The organism is Paenibacillus sp. MT86 (assembly GCF_058792535.1).
The window spans coordinates 6,691,334-6,708,780 of sequence record NZ_CM179499.1 but is presented as its reverse complement, the minus strand read 5'-3'; the positions used below and the strand labels follow the sequence as shown (position 1 = coordinate 6,708,780).

Here is a 17,447-nt window from a genome sequence, read left to right as displayed (position 1 = left end):
TGACGTTTATTTAATGCCGACGACTTCCGCCAGCAGCTCATAAGAACGGAGGCGCGCTTGATGATCATAGATCGCGGCCGCGACAATGATTTCGTCCGCGTCCGTCGACTGCTGGAACTGCTCCAGCTGCGCGCGGACGGTTGCGGGACTGCCGATGGCGGAAAAACTGAGCTGGCGCTTCACGATAGCCTGCTCCTGCAGGTTCCACAGATCATCCATGCTGTCCACCGGCGGACTCAGCTGGCCGGTGCGGCCCCGGATGATGTTCAGGAACTGCTGGTAGGGCGAGGTAGCCAGGCGCTGCGCTTCCTCATCCGTGTCGGCGCAGATCACGTTCACGCCGATCATGGCATACGGCTTGCTTAGCTCGGATGAAGGGCGGAAGCTGGTCCGGTACAGATCGAGCGCTGCCATTAGATAGTCCGGAGCAAAGTGGCTAGCAAAAGAGAACGGAAGCCCCAGCTGACCCGCAAGCTGCGCACTGAAACCGCTGGAGCCGAGCAGCCAGATCGGAACATGCAGGCCTTCCCCCGGAATCGCCCGGATGCGCATGGACGAGCCGGAGGTAGGCTGGAAGTAATTCCGCAGCTCGCCGAGGCGGTCTGGGAAGTCCTGGCCGTCGCTGCCCGGGCCGCGGCGGAGCGCTCGGGAGGTTAGCTGATCCGAACCCGGCGCACGGCCAAGACCTAGATCGATCCGGCCGGGATACAGGGATTCGAGGGTGCCGAACTGCTCGGCAATGACAAGCGGAGCATGGTTCGGCAGCATAATGCCGCCGGATCCGACGCGGATCTTGCTGGTGCCTCCGGCCACATGGCCTATGACCACCGAAGTGGCCGAGCTGGCGATCCCCGGCATGTTGTGATGTTCGGCAAGCCAGTAGCGGTTATAGCCCCACTTCTCGGCATGCTGAGCCAGATCAAGCGTATTCCGCAGCGACTGTGCAGCTGTGCTGCCCGCTGTAATCGGCGCCAGATCGAGGATGGAAATCGGAATATCGCGAAGCGTTTTGGACGCTGTATGGTCAAGATTTGCTTCTGTCATACGGTATGACCTCCTTATTCGTGCACGGCACGGTAAGTATTCTATATAGAGACGGGCACCCGGTCGAACGGACGCCGGACATGAAATCCATCTATCGAAAAATGGTATCTCTATATAACGAACATTATATACCTACTTAATCCATAAGAAAAATGTACATCGAAGAATCCCACAGAAGCCAGACCGCGTTTAGCGGAAATTTTTCTTGCGATGATCGAATGGTCCGGCTTTGCTGAAAGCTTATAGATTCGATCATCTAAAGAAAAATGTACATCGAAGAATCCCCAGAGAAGCCAGACCGCGTTTAGCGGAAATTTTTCTTGCGATGATCGAATGGTCTAGCTTTGCTGAAAGCTATTAGATTCGAAATCGGCATGCAGCTCATCCATATAGTATATGCTTTTTAAGCTGGTCTAAGTATCGCTAAACCCTATTCATGCATTTTTAATGAAGGAGTTTCGATGCACAGCTTCTCACATAATATGAGTTTAAAAAAACCAAACAACGCAGCCATCAAATGGCTGCGTTGTTGAACGTTAGATAATAAGCTGATGGTGTCCTTATTCCGCTCCGTTGGGCAGCTCAATCCGCTCCATCCCGTTCATGTAAGGCCTGAGCGCCTTCGGAATGAGGATCGAACCGTCGGGCTGCTGGTGGTTCTCCAGCAGCGGGATGAGAATTCGCGGCGAAGCCACGGCCGTATTGTTCAGGGTGTGACAGTAGCGCAGCTTGCCTTCCGCGTCCCCGTAGCGGATGTTCGAGCGGCGCGCCTGGAAGTCGAGCAGATTCGACGACGAGTGGGTCTCCCCATAAGCTCCGCGGCTTGGCATCCATGTCTCGATGTCGTATTGTTTGTATGTTTTCTGCGACATGTCCCCGGTACAGACGGCAACGACCCGGTAAGGCAATTCGAGCTTCTGCAGCAGCTCCTCGGCATTGGCCGTAATCTCTTGCAGAAGCAGCTCCGAGGCCTCCGTGCTGGCTTCGCAGAGAACGACCTGTTCCACCTTCGCGAACTGGTGCACCCGATAGAGGCCGTGGACGTCCCGGCCGCCCGAGCCAACCTCGCTCCGGAAGCAAAGCGATGCTGCTGCCAGGCGAATCGGCTCCGCTACATCGACGATTTCCCCGCTGTAGAACGATACCAACGGCACCTCCGAGGTACCGACGAGCCATTTATCTTGCTCCGTAATTTGAAAAGCCTGATCCTGACCGAGCGGGAAGAAGGCGGTATTCTGCATAGCCTCCGTCCTTACGGTTAACGGTACGTCCATAAGGGTGAAACCCTTGGCGACCAGCATATCCACCGCCAGCTGCTGAACGGCCCGATGGAGCATTGCGCCGATGCCTGTCAGGTAGTAGCTGCGCGTGCCAGCGGTTTTGACGCCGCGGGGAATGTCGACCATGCGGTGCAGTTCCCCGAGCGTGACATGGTCCCTGAATTGATAATCAAACACGGGGAGCTCGCCTACTCGTCTGATCTCCACGTTGTCCTCATCCGAGGCTCCCACAGGCGTGTCCGGCGAAACGATATTCGGTACGAGTATAAGCAGCTCGCTATAAGCTTCGTTAACCTCCCGGTATAACGTTTCCTGCTGGTCTAGTTCCTCGTTGATGGTTTTGACCTGCTGTTTTTGCCGTTCCGCTTCATCCGGTTTGCCTTGCCGCACCAGGGCACTGATCTCCTGCGAGATGGCATTACGCTGCTGACGCAATGCTTCCACGGCCAACAGCAGCGTACGCCGCTGGTCATCCAGCCGGACAAGCTCGGCAACCGAAAGGGCGATCCCTTTCCGGTCAGCCACCTGCTGCAATTCTTCCTGATGATCCGCGCTCTCCCGGATCCATTTCATATCTAACATAATCACCGCGCTCCTTTGCCCTAAAAAATAAAAAAGCGTCCTAGTCCATATGGGACGAGGGACGCTTATGCGCTCGCGGTGCCACCCAAATTGATTGAACCGTAACCTGACCAAGGAACATGTCGGCCTGCGTTCAATCCACTTTGATTCCGCGGTAACGGGCGGGTCCGGTTAACTTAGGGGGACGGCTGATCGGGTGTAGATCGAATCCCCTTGACGAGAACGCCTCAGAGTTGGAAGCTCATCATCGGCCTGATACTGATATTGTTGTTCAGTATACCGCATGAGATGTCTTTTATACAAGGGGTTAACCGGATTTTTGTACGCCGTTACGTCGACGCCGCTTTCTTCGCGGATCCCTGCCTCCAGCTGACAGGCTGCTCTGCGTCCCAGCGGAAGGTCCACGCCGCCGCTCCGAGAATGAGGATCGTAAAGCCGGTCAGGATGAGGAGCGGCATCCATATGCCGACGAAATCTCCCTGCGGATGGACTGCGATCGCCATGGCATCGACCAGATGGTGAAACGGCTGCAGCTGCCCCAGGGTGACGACCCATGATGGGGCATGTTCCAAAGAGTAGAAGGCTTCGCTGGTCAGCAGCATCGGAAAGCTCATCAAGTTCGAGATCATGTTGACATTGCCTTCGTCCCTGGACAGATTGGCAGCCAGAAAACCGAGCGCGGTAAAACAGACGGTGCCGATCAGCAGTACGAGCAGCATCAGCGCCAGTCCCGTGAGGCTCAGCTGCACCCCAAGCAGAAGCAGGCTCATGAGAATCACGCAGGCGCTGACGAGCAGTGCCAGCACGGTTCGTGCCCCTGTCATTGCGGCAATGAAGGAGACGGTTCGAAAGGGCGTCGCCCGCAGCAGCTTGTAGATGCCCCGGTTGCGCTGGGCCATGACGTTAAAAGCGGTGACCATAGTAGCCCCGAACAGGATGTTGGTTGTCAGCACGCCTGCGAGAAGTCGGTGGGAGTAGGCCGCATCATGGAAGTAAAGACCCAATCCGACCAGCATGGCGATTGGAAAAACGATGTTCCAAACCAGGGTGTGGGTATCGCGGAACATGCTCCGCAGCATCGTTGCCATAATCATACGCATATCGATTCCTCCTAAGGTTTCTTTTTACTTGCATTCTCCATTTTCGAGTTCCTCGGTCAATTGGATATACAGCTGTTCCAGGCTGTCCGTGCCGTAACGGCTGAGCAGCTCATCCGGCGTGCCGGAGGCCTGCACCTTTCCACCGCAGATAAGCACCAGCCGGGTGGCGAGTTTATGGACCTCCTCCATGTCATGCGAGGTGAATACGATGGAGGTGCCGGTATCCGCCAATGAACGGATCAGCTCCCGGATATCCCGGCGGGCCCGCGGGTCCAGCGCTGCGGTGGGCTCGTCGAGGAACAGCAGCTTGGGGTCGTGGACCAGCGTCATGGCAATGGCGAGCCGTTTCTGCTGCCCCCCGGAGAGTCTGAGCGCATCGGTCCTGGCAGCCTCCGCAAGTCCGCATCGGTCCAGGTGCCGGATCAGCTCCGCGACGCTGAGACGTTTGCCGTAGAAAGCCGCGAACATGCGCAGATTCTCCATGGCGGTAAATCCGGGAAAGAAGGGTGTGGACTGCAGCTGAAGCCCGATGTGCGGCGAAGGATCGGATGTCCAGTAGGTGACCGTACCGGCATCGGGGCGGCGCAGACCCAGCACCAGATCCAGCGTCGTTGATTTCCCCGCGCCGTTCGGCCCGATAATCGCCAGCACTTCGCCTTCCCGTATGTTCAGAGTCACATCCCGTACGACCGTCCGCTGCCCATAGGTTTTTCTTAATCCCTTCGCTTGAATGAGTGTAGTTAACGTCATTTTCGTTGCACGCTCCTTATTTGTCCAATGTTATATATCCAATATTGGATATTTGCCGGAAATGAAAGCCGCAGCAGAAGCTGAGGCTTATTCTTGAACGATTGCGATGATCTTGTGGAGAAAGGCGATATCCTGTTCCAGGATCGAAATCGCATTATCGAAGGTGGCAAGGGCGATCTTGGATAAGCCGTACTGGCCCTTGATTTCCTTACCCGAACGCCACTGGGCCAACGATTCCTCCACTTGCTTGAGATTCTGCTCCAGCAATTCCACCGCTTCCTCCTTAGGAATGTCCTCGATCCAGACCAAACCGAGCGAAAAGTCGGATTTGACGGTGTGGGGAGGAAGCGTCAACGTCTCGCGGATCATCTGCTGGAATAGCTTCTCGCCTTCATCCGTGATGCTGTAAATTTTGCGGAGTCTCGCGCCGGTTCGCTCTTCGGCAGTGGCTGCAATCAACCCGTCGCTTTCCATCTTGTTCAGCGCGTAATAGATCGAACCGGACAGGATATTCGTCCACAGGTCCATACGGCTGGCCTGAATGAGCTGCTGGATTTCATATCCGTGCATCGGACGCTGGCGAAGAAATGAAAGCAGGATGAGGTTGGTCATGTAGGATCACTTCCTTAGGATGTGTGTGTAGAATGATGAATTCCATTGCTGAATATCCAACGTTGGTTATTCGATGATTGTAATTATAAAGACGATGGAATCATTTGTCAACGATCCCCGATGAAATAGATATATGACATATGGATTGAATGAAAGCGATTTAACGTTTAGTCTAGTAGTGTGAACTAGTATGGCAGTTGGATGAGGAGGCTATAACGTCGATGAATTACAGACAATTGGGAAATACGGAGCTTCACATTAGCGAGGTCAGCTTCGGCACATGGGCGATCGGAGGCTCATGGGGGCAGACCGATGATCAGGAAGCCTTGAAGGGATTGGACCGCGCCATCGGCGAGGGCGTAAACTTCTTCGATACGGCCGACGTCTATGGAGACGGGCATGCCGAGGATTTGCTCGCGCGCGCAACCAAAGGGAAAGAAGATACCGTGCATGTGGCCACCAAGTTTTGCCGCGCCGGTGATATTCATGATCTTCAGACCTATTCCGAGGCGTCGATCCGCCGTTATTGCGAGGGCAGTCTGAAGCGGCTGCAGCGGGAGCGGATTGATCTTTACCAGGTTCACTGCCCTCCCTTCGAGGTATTAAAGGACGGACGGGTGTTTGAAGTGCTGGACAAGCTGCAGGCCGAGGGGAAAATCCGGCATTACGGCGTCAGCGTGGAGACGGTGGAAGAAGGATTGTTCTGTCTTGGGGTACCGGGGGTGAGGTCCCTTCAGGTGATTTTCAATCTGTTCCGCCAAAAACCGCTGGCCCAGCTGCTCCCGAAGGCCAAAGCGTCGGGCGTCGGCATATTGGTGCGCTTGCCGCTCGCCAGCGGTTTGCTAACCGGAAAATTTACGGAGAGCACTACCTTCAGCGAGGGGGATCACCGAAATTTCAACGCGAACGGCGAGCAGTTTAACGTAGGCGAGACTTTTGCCGGCCTCCGATTCGAAAAAGGTGTCGAGCTCGCCAGAGAGCTCGCCTGGATTGCCGAGGGCCGAGGCGACATGGCTCGTGCATCCATGCGCTGGATTCTGGATTGCCCGGAGGTCACTGCCGTGATTCCCGGCTTCCGCAACGTCCGCCAGATCGAAGACAACCTGGGCACGCTGGACGTGCCTTCGTTCAGCATGGAGGAGAAAGAACGCCTTGCGCTTTTCTATCAGGAGCAGGTAGCCACGCACATCCGCGGCGCCTATTAAGCCGATTTCGAGAATAATAGGAGAGAAGCCTCCCGGTCATCGGGAGGCTTCTTGTTTAGGGCGATGAGATGGAATCAAACGAACGGAAGCTGCTGCAGCGCTGCTTTAAAGCATATCCTATGCTTTATCATGGAAATGATACTATAATATAGGCAAAGATTCTGAATCGGAATGTGTTCAGCGGGAGGATTGTCGATTTGAATGATTTGTTGAAGCGGGAGCATGACATTATCAAGGTCTGCTTGTTAGCAGGCAAAATCATGCTGCAGAGCGGCGCGGAGACCTATCGGGTCGAGGATACGATGATGCGGATCGCCGCGGCTTTCGGCGTTGAGAACAGCCACAGCTATATGACCCCGACGGGCATTATCTTCTCGGTGGAGGAGCCGCAGCATATTACGCGGCTTATTCGTATTTCGGATCGGACAACCAATCTCCATAAGATCGATCAGGTCAACAGCGTGTCCCGGAGCGTCAGCCTCGGCGAGCTGACGATGGAAGAGGCTTACCGGGCCCTGGAGCGAATCGAGCATGAGCAGGCCATTTATCCCACATGGGTGCTGATTCTACTGTCAGCGATCGCAAGCGGGTGCTTTCTCATCATGTTTCGCGGCATCTGGCCGGATTTCGTACCGGCGGCCGTTGCGGGCGGTCTGGGCTTCTCCTGCTTCGTATTCATGCATCGGGTCATTCCCGTCCGGTTCTTCGCCGAATTCTCGGGTGCGCTCGTCATCGGCATAACCTCCGTTTGGATGGTCAGATTCGGATTCGGCCATCAGCTGGATACGATCATCATCAGTTCCGTGATGCCGCTGGTACCGGGCTTGCTGATCACGAATGCCATCCGCGATCTGATGGCGGGGCATCTGATATCCGGCTTGTCCAAAGGGGCGGAGGCTTTTGTTACGTCCTTTGCCATCGGCGCGGGCATTGCGTTTACTTTGTCATTCTAAGAGATGGGAAGGGTGGAGGGATAATGGTGGCAACCTTTTATATACAGCAGCTTATTACGAGTTTCGTTGCTTCGGCGGCCTTCGGGATCATCTTTAACGTACCCAAGAAAGCATTGCTGCAGTGCGGGTTTGCCGGCATGGTGGGCTGGCTGCTCTACATCATGCTTCAGGATATGAGGGTTGAGCCGGTGACGGCCACCGTAGTCGCGGCTTTTTGCGTGACGATGATCAGTCATTTTTTCGCCAAAAAATACAAGACTCCCATCATCGTGTTCAGCGTGTCGGGGATTATTCCGCTCGTACCGGGCGGTGTCGCCTATAATGCCCTTCGCCATGTGGCCCAGAATCAATTCGATCAGGCCGTCCAGCTGGGGGCCCAAGCGTTCATGATTTCAGGCGCCATCGCGCTGGGGTTGCTGCTGTCGGAGGTGACCAATCAGGTCATAAGGAAATGGTCGATAACCCGATAAACCAGTAACCCTGAAACCCGAACCCCGTCAACCTGAAACGAACCCGGTTTATATGCGAAGCATGCGCTTCGATCCGGCGGGAAAATGCCCATGCTCCGACTCGTTATCATCCGGGGGAGGGACACCTATGCGTGTGTAATTGAATTGATGAACCAGCCGTATGTACGCATTTTGCGGGATACGGTTTTTTACGCGCTCGCCAAGGCGTGAATATCCTCCCCTCCTTCATGCATTTTTTTACATTAGTTTCATGTTATGCCTTTTTATTGTCCAAATCCTCGACATGCTATATAATCTTTCTTGCAAAAATGAAACCGTATTCAAAGGTGTTCTTCCCGTATCTACAGCGTTACCGAACGTCAGATGAAGATTCGATTCGATTCGAAGTCCATCAAAAAAAAGAGGGATGTCCATGCAGGAGCTGACGCTGCATTTGTTCGAACGGATGGGCATGCTGCTCATCCTGACTTTTATACTGACGAGAATTCCGCTGTTCCGCCAATTGCTGGACCGCAAAGAGATGTCCGGCATGCGGATGTTCATCTATTCCGGCCTGTTCGGGCTCTTCGGCATCCTCGGGACCTATGCGGGCGTTGTCGTGGAGAACGGCGAGTCCAGTTCCTCCTTCTGGCTGATGCGGCTGACCGGAGAGCAGGCCCTGGCCCACTCCGCCCTGGTCGGGGTGGTGATCGGCGGACTGATCGGCGGTCCCCGCGTTGGCATCGGGGGCGGGCTGCTGGCAGGAGCCCACCTCCTGTATATCGGCGGTGCCACAGGGCTGGCAGGCGCAATCGCCGTGCCGTTAACGGGAGCGCTGGCGGGAGGCGTGGCCCGATTCTTCTCGCAGGAGCGGGTCATCTCGCCGGCGAAAGCGTTATTCGTCGGCATGTTCGCTCCGATCCTGCTCATGGGGATGATTTTGATCTGTGCGGATGAGCCGGATCGTGCAGTGGAACTGGTCAACCTGATCGGCCTGCCGATGGTGCTGACGAACAGCATCTCCATTGCAATCTTTACGACGATGCTGCGGGTCGCGCTCACCGAGGAGGAACGTGCAGCCGCGTATGAGACGGAGAAGGCATTCCATATCGCCGAATCGGCGCTCCCGCATCTGAAGCAGGGACTGACGTACCGTACGGCTCAGGCCGTGGCGGCCTTGCTGCTGCGAGAGCTGAAAACAGCGGCCGTCGCCATTACCGATACGGAGCGGTTCCTGGCCCATGCCGGCACAGCAAGCCGTATCCTTGATCCCGGAGAAGAGATCCAATCGGACTTGACCAAGAGCGTCATCGCGACCGGCGAGCTTCGAGTCATCGAGAATGCGGAAGAGATCCAGCCCCGGCATCCGGCGCTCGGCGCCGCCATCCTTGTCCCGATCATAGAGGCGGGCCAGGTCGTGGGCGTCATTCAATTCTACTTCAAGCGGCCGGAGGATATCCGGCGCGTCGAGCTGGTGATGGCCCAGGGGCTGGGACAGCTGATTTCCTATCAGCTCGGGGCCACCGCACACGAGAAGATGAGCCATTTAATGAAAGAGGCGGAACTCAAGCTGCTGCAGGCGCAGATCAATCCGCACTTTCTATTCAATACCCTCAACGCGATTCATTCGTTGATTCGCACCGATCCGCTGCTGGCACGACATGCCACAATGCAGCTGGGGGCGTTCATGCGCCTGAACGTCAAGGTCATGGCGTCCCTCAGAACGACCATTCGCGAGGAGATGGAGCTGTTGAATGCCTATCTGGACATTATACAGATCCGGTTCGAGGATCAGTTCGCGTTTGAGTGCCAGCTCGATCCCGCGCTTGGCGAGCTTATGATTCCGCCGGCAACGCTGCAAATGCTGGTGGAGAACAGCATTAAGCACGGTCTGCGCGACAAAGCGAGCGGAGGCGTCATTCGGCTGAGCCTAAGCCGGGCCGGTGATATGGCGGTTGTTCAACTGCGGGACAACGGGATCGGCATTTCGCCGGAAGTGCTGGACAGCTTAGGCGATCAACCGATCATCGGCAGCGAGGGTACGGGAAACGGCATTTACAATATCAATCAGCGTTTAATCAGCATGTTTGGCAAAGAGGCCAGACTTATCGTGGAGAATCTCGCAGAGGGCGGCTGCAGCATATCCTTCAGCATCCCCTGCAGCTTGTCGGAAGGGAGCCGGTACCGTGAAGCGAATTAAAACGATGATAGCGGAAGACGAACGATTGGCAAGGGAGGAGCTGGCTTACCTGCTGGAACAGGAGCCCGATATCGAGCTGCTTCCGCATGCCGCGAACGGACGGGAGCTGCTGGAGCTTGTCCCCTTGCGGCAGCCGGATGTCGTCTTTCTCGACGTTCATATGCCGGAGCTGGAAGGGTTGCAGGCGGCGCGCATGCTGAAGGCCTCCCCGATCTCGCCCTTGATTGTGTTTACGACGGCCTACGACGAGTATGCCGTTGAAGCGTTTGGCCTGAACGCGATCGATTACCTGCTGAAGCCTTACAGCCATATGCGGTTGAAAGAAACCCTGCAGCGAATTCGAAGCAGGATTCAGGAAGGGAATGCCTTCCCGAAACAGGAGGCTCACGATGCTATACAGGCCGCTCCCTATCCATCCACGGAGGCCGCCGCCCGCAGCATGCGCGGCAAACTTCTGTTCGACGACGGGGATAAACATGTGCTGGTTGATCCCGAGGCGATCCTGTACGCGGTGCGCGAGGAACGTGTCATTCGCGTATGGACGGCGGAAGGCCAGCGGATTACGAGCAAAAGCACCCTGCAGGAGCTGGAGGAGAAGCTTGCGGGTTACTCCTTCTTTCGCCCTCATCGCAGTTATCTGGTTAACGTGAACTGGATCGCGGAGCTCTCCCCTTGGCAGAATGGGGCTTATAATATCGTGCTGAAGGATGAGCAGCGGTCGATGATTCCATTGTCCCGGGAGGCTGCACGGGATTTGTTCCGGTTGCTTAGGGAGGCTTGAAAAAGGACAAAGAATAGCGTTCAAGTATGGCGGTTGCCTCCCGGTTCGGGCGGCATATCCGCCCTTTCGCGCACCCTGCCGGACGTTTCGCGCAGGAGCTGTGGTCGATGTCGATCCTCCCGTATATAATCATTCTAAAGCGCTTTCATTGATGAAAGACGCAATAGATCCTGATCGTTAATGGAGGGAAAGGCAATGGAAGAAAAAAGCTATACCGAAGTATGGCATTCCGAAAAATTCAAAACGCTGCTCTCCCGCAAGAAACGGTTCATTATTCCGATGACCGTCTTTTTTCTTCTGTTTTATTTTGCGCTGCCGATCCTTACTTCGTACACCGACGTGTTGAATCACCCGGCGATCGGCCCGATCACCTGGGCCTGGGTATTTGCCTTCGCCCAATTCGTCATGACATGGGTTCTGTGCATTCTCTACTCCCGCAAAGCGGCCCAGTTTGACCGAATGGTAGACGATATCAAAAAGGATATGGGGGCGTAATCGACATGGCCATTGCGTTGTTTTGCGGAATTGTACTGCTTACGCTGATCATTACGTATTACGCTGCCAAGAAAACGACCAACACGAGCGATTTCTATACGGCAGGCGGAGGACTCAAGGGCTGGCAGAACGGGACAGCCATTGCCGGCGACTATATGTCTGCGGCCTCCTTCCTCGGGATCGCAGGCTCGATCGCGTTAGTCGGCTTTGACGGCTTCTTCTACAGCATCGGGTTCCTCGTGGCTTACCTGGTGGTGCTCTACCTTGTCGCCGAGCCGCTGCGGAACCTCGGCAAGTATACGGTGGCGGACATGATTGCCGCCCGTTTCTCCGACAAGAAGGTGCGGGGCGTGGCGGCGCTGAACACGATCTCCATCTCCATCTTCTACATGATCGCGCAGCTGGTTGGGGCGGGTGCGCTGATTAAGCTGTTGCTAGGCCTGGACTATGTCACGTCCGTATTGATTGTGGGCGTGCTCATGACCATCTACGTTGTTTTCGGGGGTATGCATGCGACAAGCTGGGTTCAAATCTCGAAAGCCGTGCTGCTCATGGCCGGCACGTTCATCATCTCGCTGATCGTATTCGCCAAATTCGATTTCAGCCTGACCCAGATGTTCCACCATATGAAGACGGCCACCCCGCTGCAGGAGGCCTTCCTGAACCCGGGGAATAAATACAAAATCCCGCTCGAGACGCTGTCCCTCAACCTTGCCCTGGTACTCGGCACGGCAGGTCTGCCGCATATTTTGACCCGTTTCTTTACCGTTAAGGACGCCAAGACGGCGCGCAGCTCCGTGGTGTACGCCACCTGGATTATCGGCATCTTCTATGTCATGACGATCTTTCTCGGATTCGGGGCAGCCGCTTTCGTAGGCGCGGCCGATATTACCGAGGTCGATAAAGCGGGCAACATGGCAGCGCCGCTCCTGGCCAAAGCGATCGGCGGCGACTTCCTGTTTGCCCTCATCTCGGCGGTTGCCTTCGCGACGATCCTCGCGGTAGTGACGGGGCTTGTGCTGTCCGCGGCATCGGCCTTCGCCCATGATTTCTACGGCCAAATCGTGCGCCGCGGCGAATCGTCCGAGAAGGAGCAGCTGAAGATGGCGCGCTACGCTTCGATCGGCGTATCCGTCGTCTCGATCCTGCTTGCGTTGTTCGCCCAGAAGATGAACGTGGCGTTTCTGGTCTCGTTGGCCTTCGCCGTTGCAGCCAGCGCGAATTTGCCGGTCATTCTCTTCACCGTGTTCTGGAAGAGATTTAATACGACGGGCGCGGTCACAGGGATGCTGACGGGTTTGATCAGCACCGTGATTCTCGTGGCCCTTAGCCCGAATATATGGGATCCGGCCGGCAAAGCGATTTTGGTAGGCGATCCGATCTTCCCGATGAGCAACCCGGGCATTGTCTCCATTCCGCTTGGCTTCCTGGCAGCCTATGTCGGCACGCTGCTCTCCTCTTCCAAGGATGAGGCGAAGTATGCCGAAGTGTTGGTTAAAGCGAATACGGGCGCGTAAACCCAACAACGGCTTCTTATGGAAAAAAGGGTGTACTCCGCTGGTTAACAGCGAAGGGAGTCGCCCTTTTTTTGCCATTCTATCGTAAAATAAAAAGCAACAACATTTTGGGGCCATGGCGGAAGGAGGCAGGCAAGTGAACATATCCGGCATCGTTTTTTTTCTGGCGATTGTGGTCGGCACGTTAATGATTACGTATTATGCCGCCAGGCGGACAACAAGCACGAACGATTTCTATGCCGCAGGCAACCGTCTCAGCGGGCTGCAGAACGGCCTGGCCATTTCCGGCGACTATATGAGCGCGGCGTCCTTCCTTGGCATCGCGGGCTCCATTGCGGTGTACGGCTTCGACGGCTTTTTCTATTCGATCGGCTTCCTTGCCTCCTATGTGATCGTGCAGTACATCATAGCCGAGCCCCTTCATAACCTGGGCAGGTATACGATGGCGGATGCGGTGGCGGTCCGGTTCGGCGAGAAACGGCTGCGCGGATGCATCGCCGTCAATAACATGATGATCACCGTCTTCTATATGATCGCCCAGCTCGTCGGCGCCGGGTGGCTCGTCCATTTGCTGTTCGGGCTGGAGACGTCGCTCGCCATCTTGCTGGTCGGCGGCTTAATGACCGTCTACGTCACGTTTGGCGGCATGCTCGCGACTTCCTGGGTGCAGATCGTCAAATCCATTTTGCTGGTGAGCAGCACCTTTATCGTGAGCCTCATCGTGCTGGCAAGGTTCGATTGGGATCTGCTCGGTTTATTCGAATCCATGAAGAGGGCGACCCCATTACAGGAGCGTTTTCTGATGGCGGGCAACATGTTTGACCACCCGCTGGACATGCTGTCGTTTAATATGGCGCTGGTGTTAGGGACAGCGGGACTGCCGCATATTATTGCGCGCTTTTACACGGTCAGGGACCCGCGTACGGTCCGTGCTTCGGTCAGAACGGCGACGTTTACGATCGGCGTCTTTTACGCCATGACGATTTTTCTTGGCTTTGGAGCGGCTGCCTTCGTAGATTGGTCCATATTGTCCGACCGGGTGGAGCTGGCGGCCCCGCTGCTCGCAAGCGAGCTGGGCGGCGAATTCTTAATGGCCTTTGTATCCGCCGTTGCCTTCGCAACGATACTGGCCGTGATCTCCGGGCTTGTCCTCACGGCCTCCTCGGCGTTTGCCCATGACGTCTACAGCAGCATCTTCCGCAGCGGACGGGCGACCGAGGCGCAGCAGATGAGGGTGGCCAAGCTTTCGGCCATCGTCGTTGGCGCGGCTTCGATCGTGCTAGCGCTCGGGGCACAGACGCTAAACGTGGCGTTCCTCGTGTCGTTTGCTTTCGCGGTTGCCGCCTCGGCTAACCTGCCGGTGCTGCTGTTCACGCTATTTTGGCGGAAATTTAATACGCAAGGCGCCATATCGAGCATTACGGCCGGCCTCTCGTCTTCTTTGCTGCTCATGGCTGTCGGGCCCAATGTAATGGACCCAGTGGCAGGCTGGATTCGGGCGGAAGCGATCTTCCCGCTTAAGCATCCGGGCATCGTCTCCATTCCGATCGGGTTCGCCGGCGGCATCGTCGGCACCCTGCTATCGCGTAAACGGGGTTCGAGCGGCCATTTCGAGCATATGCAGGCCGTTGCCCATGTCGCGCCGGGTGAAAACCGTTCCCGCGAATGGGGATAACTGCTAATTGCATATGAATTTTAGTTTGGGCCACGATCGTTTCCCTGTACCGTTCATTGTGCATGTGCACAATAAATACCGTTATGGCGTCAATAGGATTGAACGCGACATTCCGGTTATACTGTATCCCGTAAGCGCAATCATAGTTTCATAAGGCATGATTACATCATTGTTCACAAGCTATATTGCTTAAGGAGGCATTCACAACATGGATGGGACAGTTATACATTGGGGCGGAGCCGTTGCCGGACTGATTATCGCCATTGTCTTGATTTTTAGAAAGGTGAACCCGGTCTATGCCTTGTTTGGAGGCGCTGTCATTGGAGGCCTGCTGGGCGGAGCTACCATTGATCTTTTAAGAGATCGTACTGTGGAGTGAAATATATAAGGATAGGCAGGGGATAACCATGAAGCAGGATTATGTTATAGTACTCGCGCCCGATTCATTCAAAGAGAGCATGACCGCAAAGGAAGTCTGCGAAGCGATGGAACGCGGCATCAAGAAGGGAAACCCGAATGTGACGTGTATCCATGTGCCCATGGCTGACGGCGGTGAAGGTACGATGCAATCCCTTGTGGATGCTACGGGCGGTACGATCCATACCGTCACCGTGACGGGTCCGTTGGGTGATCAGGTGGAGGCATCCTACGGCATTTCAGGCGATGGCAGCACCGGGGTACTGGAAATGGCCAGCGCCAGCGGAATTCATCTGGTCCCGATCGCACAGCGGAATCCGCTGGTGACCACCACCTACGGGACGGGCGAGCTGATCAAGGCTTGCCTTGACCACGGCGTAAGCCGGCTGCTGATCGGGATCGGCGGCAGCGCGACGAATGACGGCGGTGCCGGGGTGGTTCAGGCGCTAGGCGGCAAGCTGCTGGATGCGGAAGGGAAGGAGCTTGCTCTTGGCGGAGGGGAGCTGGGTCGTCTTGCGCGCTTGGACTTAAGCGGCTTTGATCCGCGGCTTCAGGATGTCGAGGTCGAAGTGGCCTGCGACGTGACCAACCCGCTCTGCGGCGAAACGGGAGCCTCTCATGTATTCGGACCGCAGAAGGGAGCTACGCCGGAGATGATCGAGCAGCTGGACAGAAATCTCCGGCATTACGCCGGGGTAATGAAGCAGCAGCTGGGCAAGGATATCATAGACTATCCAGGCGCTGGCGCGGCCGGTGGTCTTGGCGGCGGGCTGATGGTCTTCCTGAACGGGACGCTGAAGAAAGGGATCGATATGGTCGTTGACTATACGGGACTTGAAGAGAAAGTGCGCCAGGCGGATATGGTATGGATCGGCGAAGGCGGGATGGACTTCCAGACGCAGTATGGCAAAACTCCGTTCGGTGTCGCGAGAGTGGCGAAGAAGCATGGCAAGCCTGTCGTTGCTCTGGCCGGCCGGGTTGGTGACGGGATCGATGTGCTGTATGATCAAGGGATGGACGCGATTTTCGGCATCTTGCCGGGTGCTGCCACGCTGTCGGAGGCGCTGGCGAACGGCGTGCAGAACGTGGAGAGAACATCCGAGAATATCGTCCGTCTCATGGCTTCTTTGAACAAGTAATCATACCCCTTAAAGAGGATGCAAGGGAGCTGACCTGCCGGGGGCGGCTTCTTTTTTCTCTGCGGGCGGGATATGGATCGGCAGCCGGATGTGCACACTAGGAAAAGATTTTTTTCCTATGGAGTCTACAATGTCATCATATTGGTAACACATGACAGGCATGTTAGGAGGGGCATCATGCATGAAACTATCACGACCTTTGGCGGAAAATATCGCAAGAGAAATGATGCGCGTCATTCCTTACAACATTAACGTGATGGATGAGAACGGAATCATTATGGGCAGCGGGGACCCCGCGCGGATCGGCACGCTGCATACAGGTGCACAGAAAGCCATACAAACCGGACGGATCTATGAGGTTTATGAAGCCGGCGGCGGCATGAAGCCCGGTGTGAACGAACCCATTGTGGTGGATGATGAGGTGATCGGCGTTGTTGGTATTACAGGTCATCCGGATGAGGTGAGACCGCTCAGCAATTTGCTCCAGGTGACCGTTGTGTTATTGATCGAGCAGGAGCGTCAGAACAAGGCGATGTTAAACCAACGTCAAAACCGGGAGAAGTTCTATCATGAGCTATCCTATCGCAAGGCTCCTTATGATGAGCCTTTTATGGAGCGTGCTGAAGCCTATGGGCTTGACCTGACGCGCAAATGCCGGGTGCTGTTAGTGCAGAGCTCGATGGGCGAGAAGGCGTTCCGCCATTTGCAGCAAGTGTACCCCCAAAGCTGGAACTTGGAGAATGATAAAACCGTATTTTTCGTGACGGATGTCTTAAGATTCGGGAGTCTTCTGGACAGGCTGATCGACCTGGACGAAGTCCTTCGCATGGGGATCGGGGAGCAGGAGGAGCTCGCTTCTACCTCGCTGGAGCAGGCGGTATCCGCCCTGGAGCTGGGAATGAACATCGATCCCCATCGCAAGGTGAATTTTTATAAGGATTTAAGGTTTCTGATCGGACTGTCCCATACTTCGGATGATGCTCATGCCTCGCTGTATCCGTTGCTGGAGCAGGGCGGAGACAAGCTGGATCTGATAGAGACGCTTCAGGTCTACATTGCCGAGAACGGTGATCATAACAGCACGGTCAAAAGACTCAACATTCACCGGAACACCTTGAACTACCGCTTAAACCGGATCAAGCAGCTGACTGGCAAAAATCCGCGCCATGTGCTGGATTTGTTTGAATTGCTGTGCGGGTTGATGTGGAGAAGGTGATGGCCGCTCAAGCATGGGCGGCTTTTATCTCC

General features: G+C 55.6%; 16 protein-coding genes. 11 read left to right on the top strand and 5 right to left on the bottom strand.

Translation table 11 applies throughout. From position 1 onward, the window contains the following. Positions 1 to 6: 6 nt before the first annotated feature. From AC3RCL_RS30575 to AC3RCL_RS30555, 5 genes are all read right to left on the bottom strand, one after another. Positions 7 to 1,044, bottom strand: coding sequence for an LLM class flavin-dependent oxidoreductase (locus AC3RCL_RS30575; protein WP_036659353.1), 1,038 nt, complete (start codon positions 1,042 to 1,044; stop codon positions 7 to 9). A 560-nt stretch (positions 1,045 to 1,604) separates the two neighbouring features. Beyond that, the gene (gene serS / locus AC3RCL_RS30570; RefSeq protein ID WP_492533711.1) at positions 1,605 to 2,906 is read right to left on the bottom strand and encodes a serine--tRNA ligase; all 1,302 of its coding nucleotides are present in this window, start codon (positions 2,904 to 2,906) and stop codon (positions 1,605 to 1,607) included. A 329-nt stretch (positions 2,907 to 3,235) separates the two neighbouring features. Then, positions 3,236 to 4,006, bottom strand: coding sequence for an ABC transporter permease (locus AC3RCL_RS30565; protein ID WP_192570304.1), 771 nt, complete (start codon positions 4,004 to 4,006; stop codon positions 3,236 to 3,238). 24 nt (positions 4,007 to 4,030) lie between these two features. After that, positions 4,031 to 4,756, bottom strand: coding sequence for an ABC transporter ATP-binding protein (locus AC3RCL_RS30560; RefSeq protein WP_492533709.1), 726 nt, complete (start codon positions 4,754 to 4,756; stop codon positions 4,031 to 4,033). Between the two features lie 87 nt (positions 4,757 to 4,843). Beyond that, the gene (locus AC3RCL_RS30555) at positions 4,844 to 5,368 is read right to left on the bottom strand and encodes a PadR family transcriptional regulator (protein WP_096775746.1); all 525 of its coding nucleotides are present in this window, start codon (positions 5,366 to 5,368) and stop codon (positions 4,844 to 4,846) included. Between the two features lie 221 nt (positions 5,369 to 5,589). On the opposite strand from AC3RCL_RS30555, the gene AC3RCL_RS30550 reads away from it, so the two are divergent. The 11 genes from AC3RCL_RS30550 to AC3RCL_RS30500 all read left to right on the top strand — a co-directional run bounded on the left by AC3RCL_RS30550 (position 5,590) and on the right by AC3RCL_RS30500 (position 17,415). Continuing rightward, positions 5,590 to 6,573, top strand: coding sequence for an aldo/keto reductase (locus tag AC3RCL_RS30550; RefSeq protein ID WP_192570306.1), 984 nt, complete (start codon positions 5,590 to 5,592; stop codon positions 6,571 to 6,573). A 197-nt stretch (positions 6,574 to 6,770) separates the two neighbouring features. Then, positions 6,771 to 7,526: a threonine/serine exporter family protein gene (locus AC3RCL_RS30545; RefSeq protein WP_015737894.1), complete on the top strand. Its 756-nt coding sequence runs from the start codon at positions 6,771 to 6,773 to the stop codon at positions 7,524 to 7,526. Positions 7,527 to 7,549: 23 nt separating this feature from the next. Beyond that, positions 7,550 to 7,996: a threonine/serine exporter family protein gene (locus AC3RCL_RS30540; protein ID WP_009592993.1), complete on the top strand. Its 447-nt coding sequence runs from the start codon at positions 7,550 to 7,552 to the stop codon at positions 7,994 to 7,996. Positions 7,997 to 8,408: 412 nt separating this feature from the next. Beyond that, positions 8,409 to 10,175: a LytS/YhcK type 5TM receptor domain-containing protein gene (locus AC3RCL_RS30535; RefSeq protein ID WP_492533705.1), complete on the top strand. Its 1,767-nt coding sequence runs from the start codon at positions 8,409 to 8,411 to the stop codon at positions 10,173 to 10,175. Beyond that, the gene (locus tag AC3RCL_RS30530; protein WP_081746233.1) at positions 10,162 to 10,956 is read left to right on the top strand and encodes a LytR/AlgR family response regulator transcription factor; all 795 of its coding nucleotides are present in this window, start codon (positions 10,162 to 10,164) and stop codon (positions 10,954 to 10,956) included. The genes AC3RCL_RS30535 and AC3RCL_RS30530 overlap by 14 nt, the downstream gene beginning before the upstream one ends. Positions 10,957 to 11,151: 195 nt before the next feature. Next, complete coding sequence (locus tag AC3RCL_RS30525) at positions 11,152 to 11,451, top strand: DUF485 domain-containing protein (RefSeq protein WP_009593006.1); 300 nt, start codon at positions 11,152 to 11,154, stop codon at positions 11,449 to 11,451. A gap of 5 nt (positions 11,452 to 11,456) precedes the next feature. Continuing rightward, positions 11,457 to 12,968: a solute symporter family protein gene (locus AC3RCL_RS30520; RefSeq protein WP_009593011.1), complete on the top strand. Its 1,512-nt coding sequence runs from the start codon at positions 11,457 to 11,459 to the stop codon at positions 12,966 to 12,968. A gap of 136 nt (positions 12,969 to 13,104) precedes the next feature. Further along, positions 13,105 to 14,643, top strand: coding sequence for a solute symporter family protein (locus AC3RCL_RS30515; RefSeq protein WP_492533702.1), 1,539 nt, complete (start codon positions 13,105 to 13,107; stop codon positions 14,641 to 14,643). Between the two features lie 208 nt (positions 14,644 to 14,851). Beyond that, a complete protein-coding gene (locus AC3RCL_RS30510; RefSeq protein WP_267132923.1) occupies positions 14,852 to 15,022 on the top strand; it encodes a hypothetical protein in 171 nt (56 codons plus the stop codon). Between the two features lie 28 nt (positions 15,023 to 15,050). Further along, positions 15,051 to 16,199 (top strand): glycerate kinase family protein, encoded by a 1,149-nt coding sequence (locus AC3RCL_RS30505; RefSeq protein WP_492533700.1) that lies wholly within the window; start codon positions 15,051 to 15,053, stop codon positions 16,197 to 16,199. A 181-nt stretch (positions 16,200 to 16,380) separates the two neighbouring features. Further along, complete coding sequence (locus AC3RCL_RS30500; protein ID WP_492533698.1) at positions 16,381 to 17,415, top strand: CdaR family transcriptional regulator; 1,035 nt, start codon at positions 16,381 to 16,383, stop codon at positions 17,413 to 17,415. The last annotated feature ends 32 nt before the right edge of the window (positions 17,416 to 17,447 follow it).

Coding starts and splice junctions, on each gene's coding strand:
- AC3RCL_RS30575 (WP_036659353.1), bottom strand. CDS start 1,044: ATGACAGAAGCAAATCTTGACCATACAGCGTCCAAAACGCTTCGCGAT.
- serS (WP_492533711.1), bottom strand. CDS start 2,906: ATGTTAGATATGAAATGGATCCGGGAGAGCGCGGATCATCAGGAAGAA.
- AC3RCL_RS30565 (WP_192570304.1), bottom strand. CDS start 4,006: ATGCGTATGATTATGGCAACGATGCTGCGGAGCATGTTCCGCGATACC.
- AC3RCL_RS30560 (WP_492533709.1), bottom strand. CDS start 4,756: ATGACGTTAACTACACTCATTCAAGCGAAGGGATTAAGAAAAACCTAT.
- AC3RCL_RS30555 (WP_096775746.1), bottom strand. CDS start 5,368: ATGACCAACCTCATCCTGCTTTCATTTCTTCGCCAGCGTCCGATGCAC.
- AC3RCL_RS30550 (WP_192570306.1), top strand. CDS start 5,590: ATGAATTACAGACAATTGGGAAATACGGAGCTTCACATTAGCGAGGTC.
- AC3RCL_RS30540 (WP_009592993.1), top strand. CDS start 7,550: ATGGTGGCAACCTTTTATATACAGCAGCTTATTACGAGTTTCGTTGCT.
- AC3RCL_RS30535 (WP_492533705.1), top strand. CDS start 8,409: ATGCAGGAGCTGACGCTGCATTTGTTCGAACGGATGGGCATGCTGCTC.
- AC3RCL_RS30525 (WP_009593006.1), top strand. CDS start 11,152: ATGGAAGAAAAAAGCTATACCGAAGTATGGCATTCCGAAAAATTCAAA.
- AC3RCL_RS30520 (WP_009593011.1), top strand. CDS start 11,457: ATGGCCATTGCGTTGTTTTGCGGAATTGTACTGCTTACGCTGATCATT.
- AC3RCL_RS30510 (WP_267132923.1), top strand. CDS start 14,852: ATGGATGGGACAGTTATACATTGGGGCGGAGCCGTTGCCGGACTGATT.
- AC3RCL_RS30505 (WP_492533700.1), top strand. CDS start 15,051: ATGAAGCAGGATTATGTTATAGTACTCGCGCCCGATTCATTCAAAGAG.
- AC3RCL_RS30500 (WP_492533698.1), top strand. CDS start 16,381: ATGAAACTATCACGACCTTTGGCGGAAAATATCGCAAGAGAAATGATG.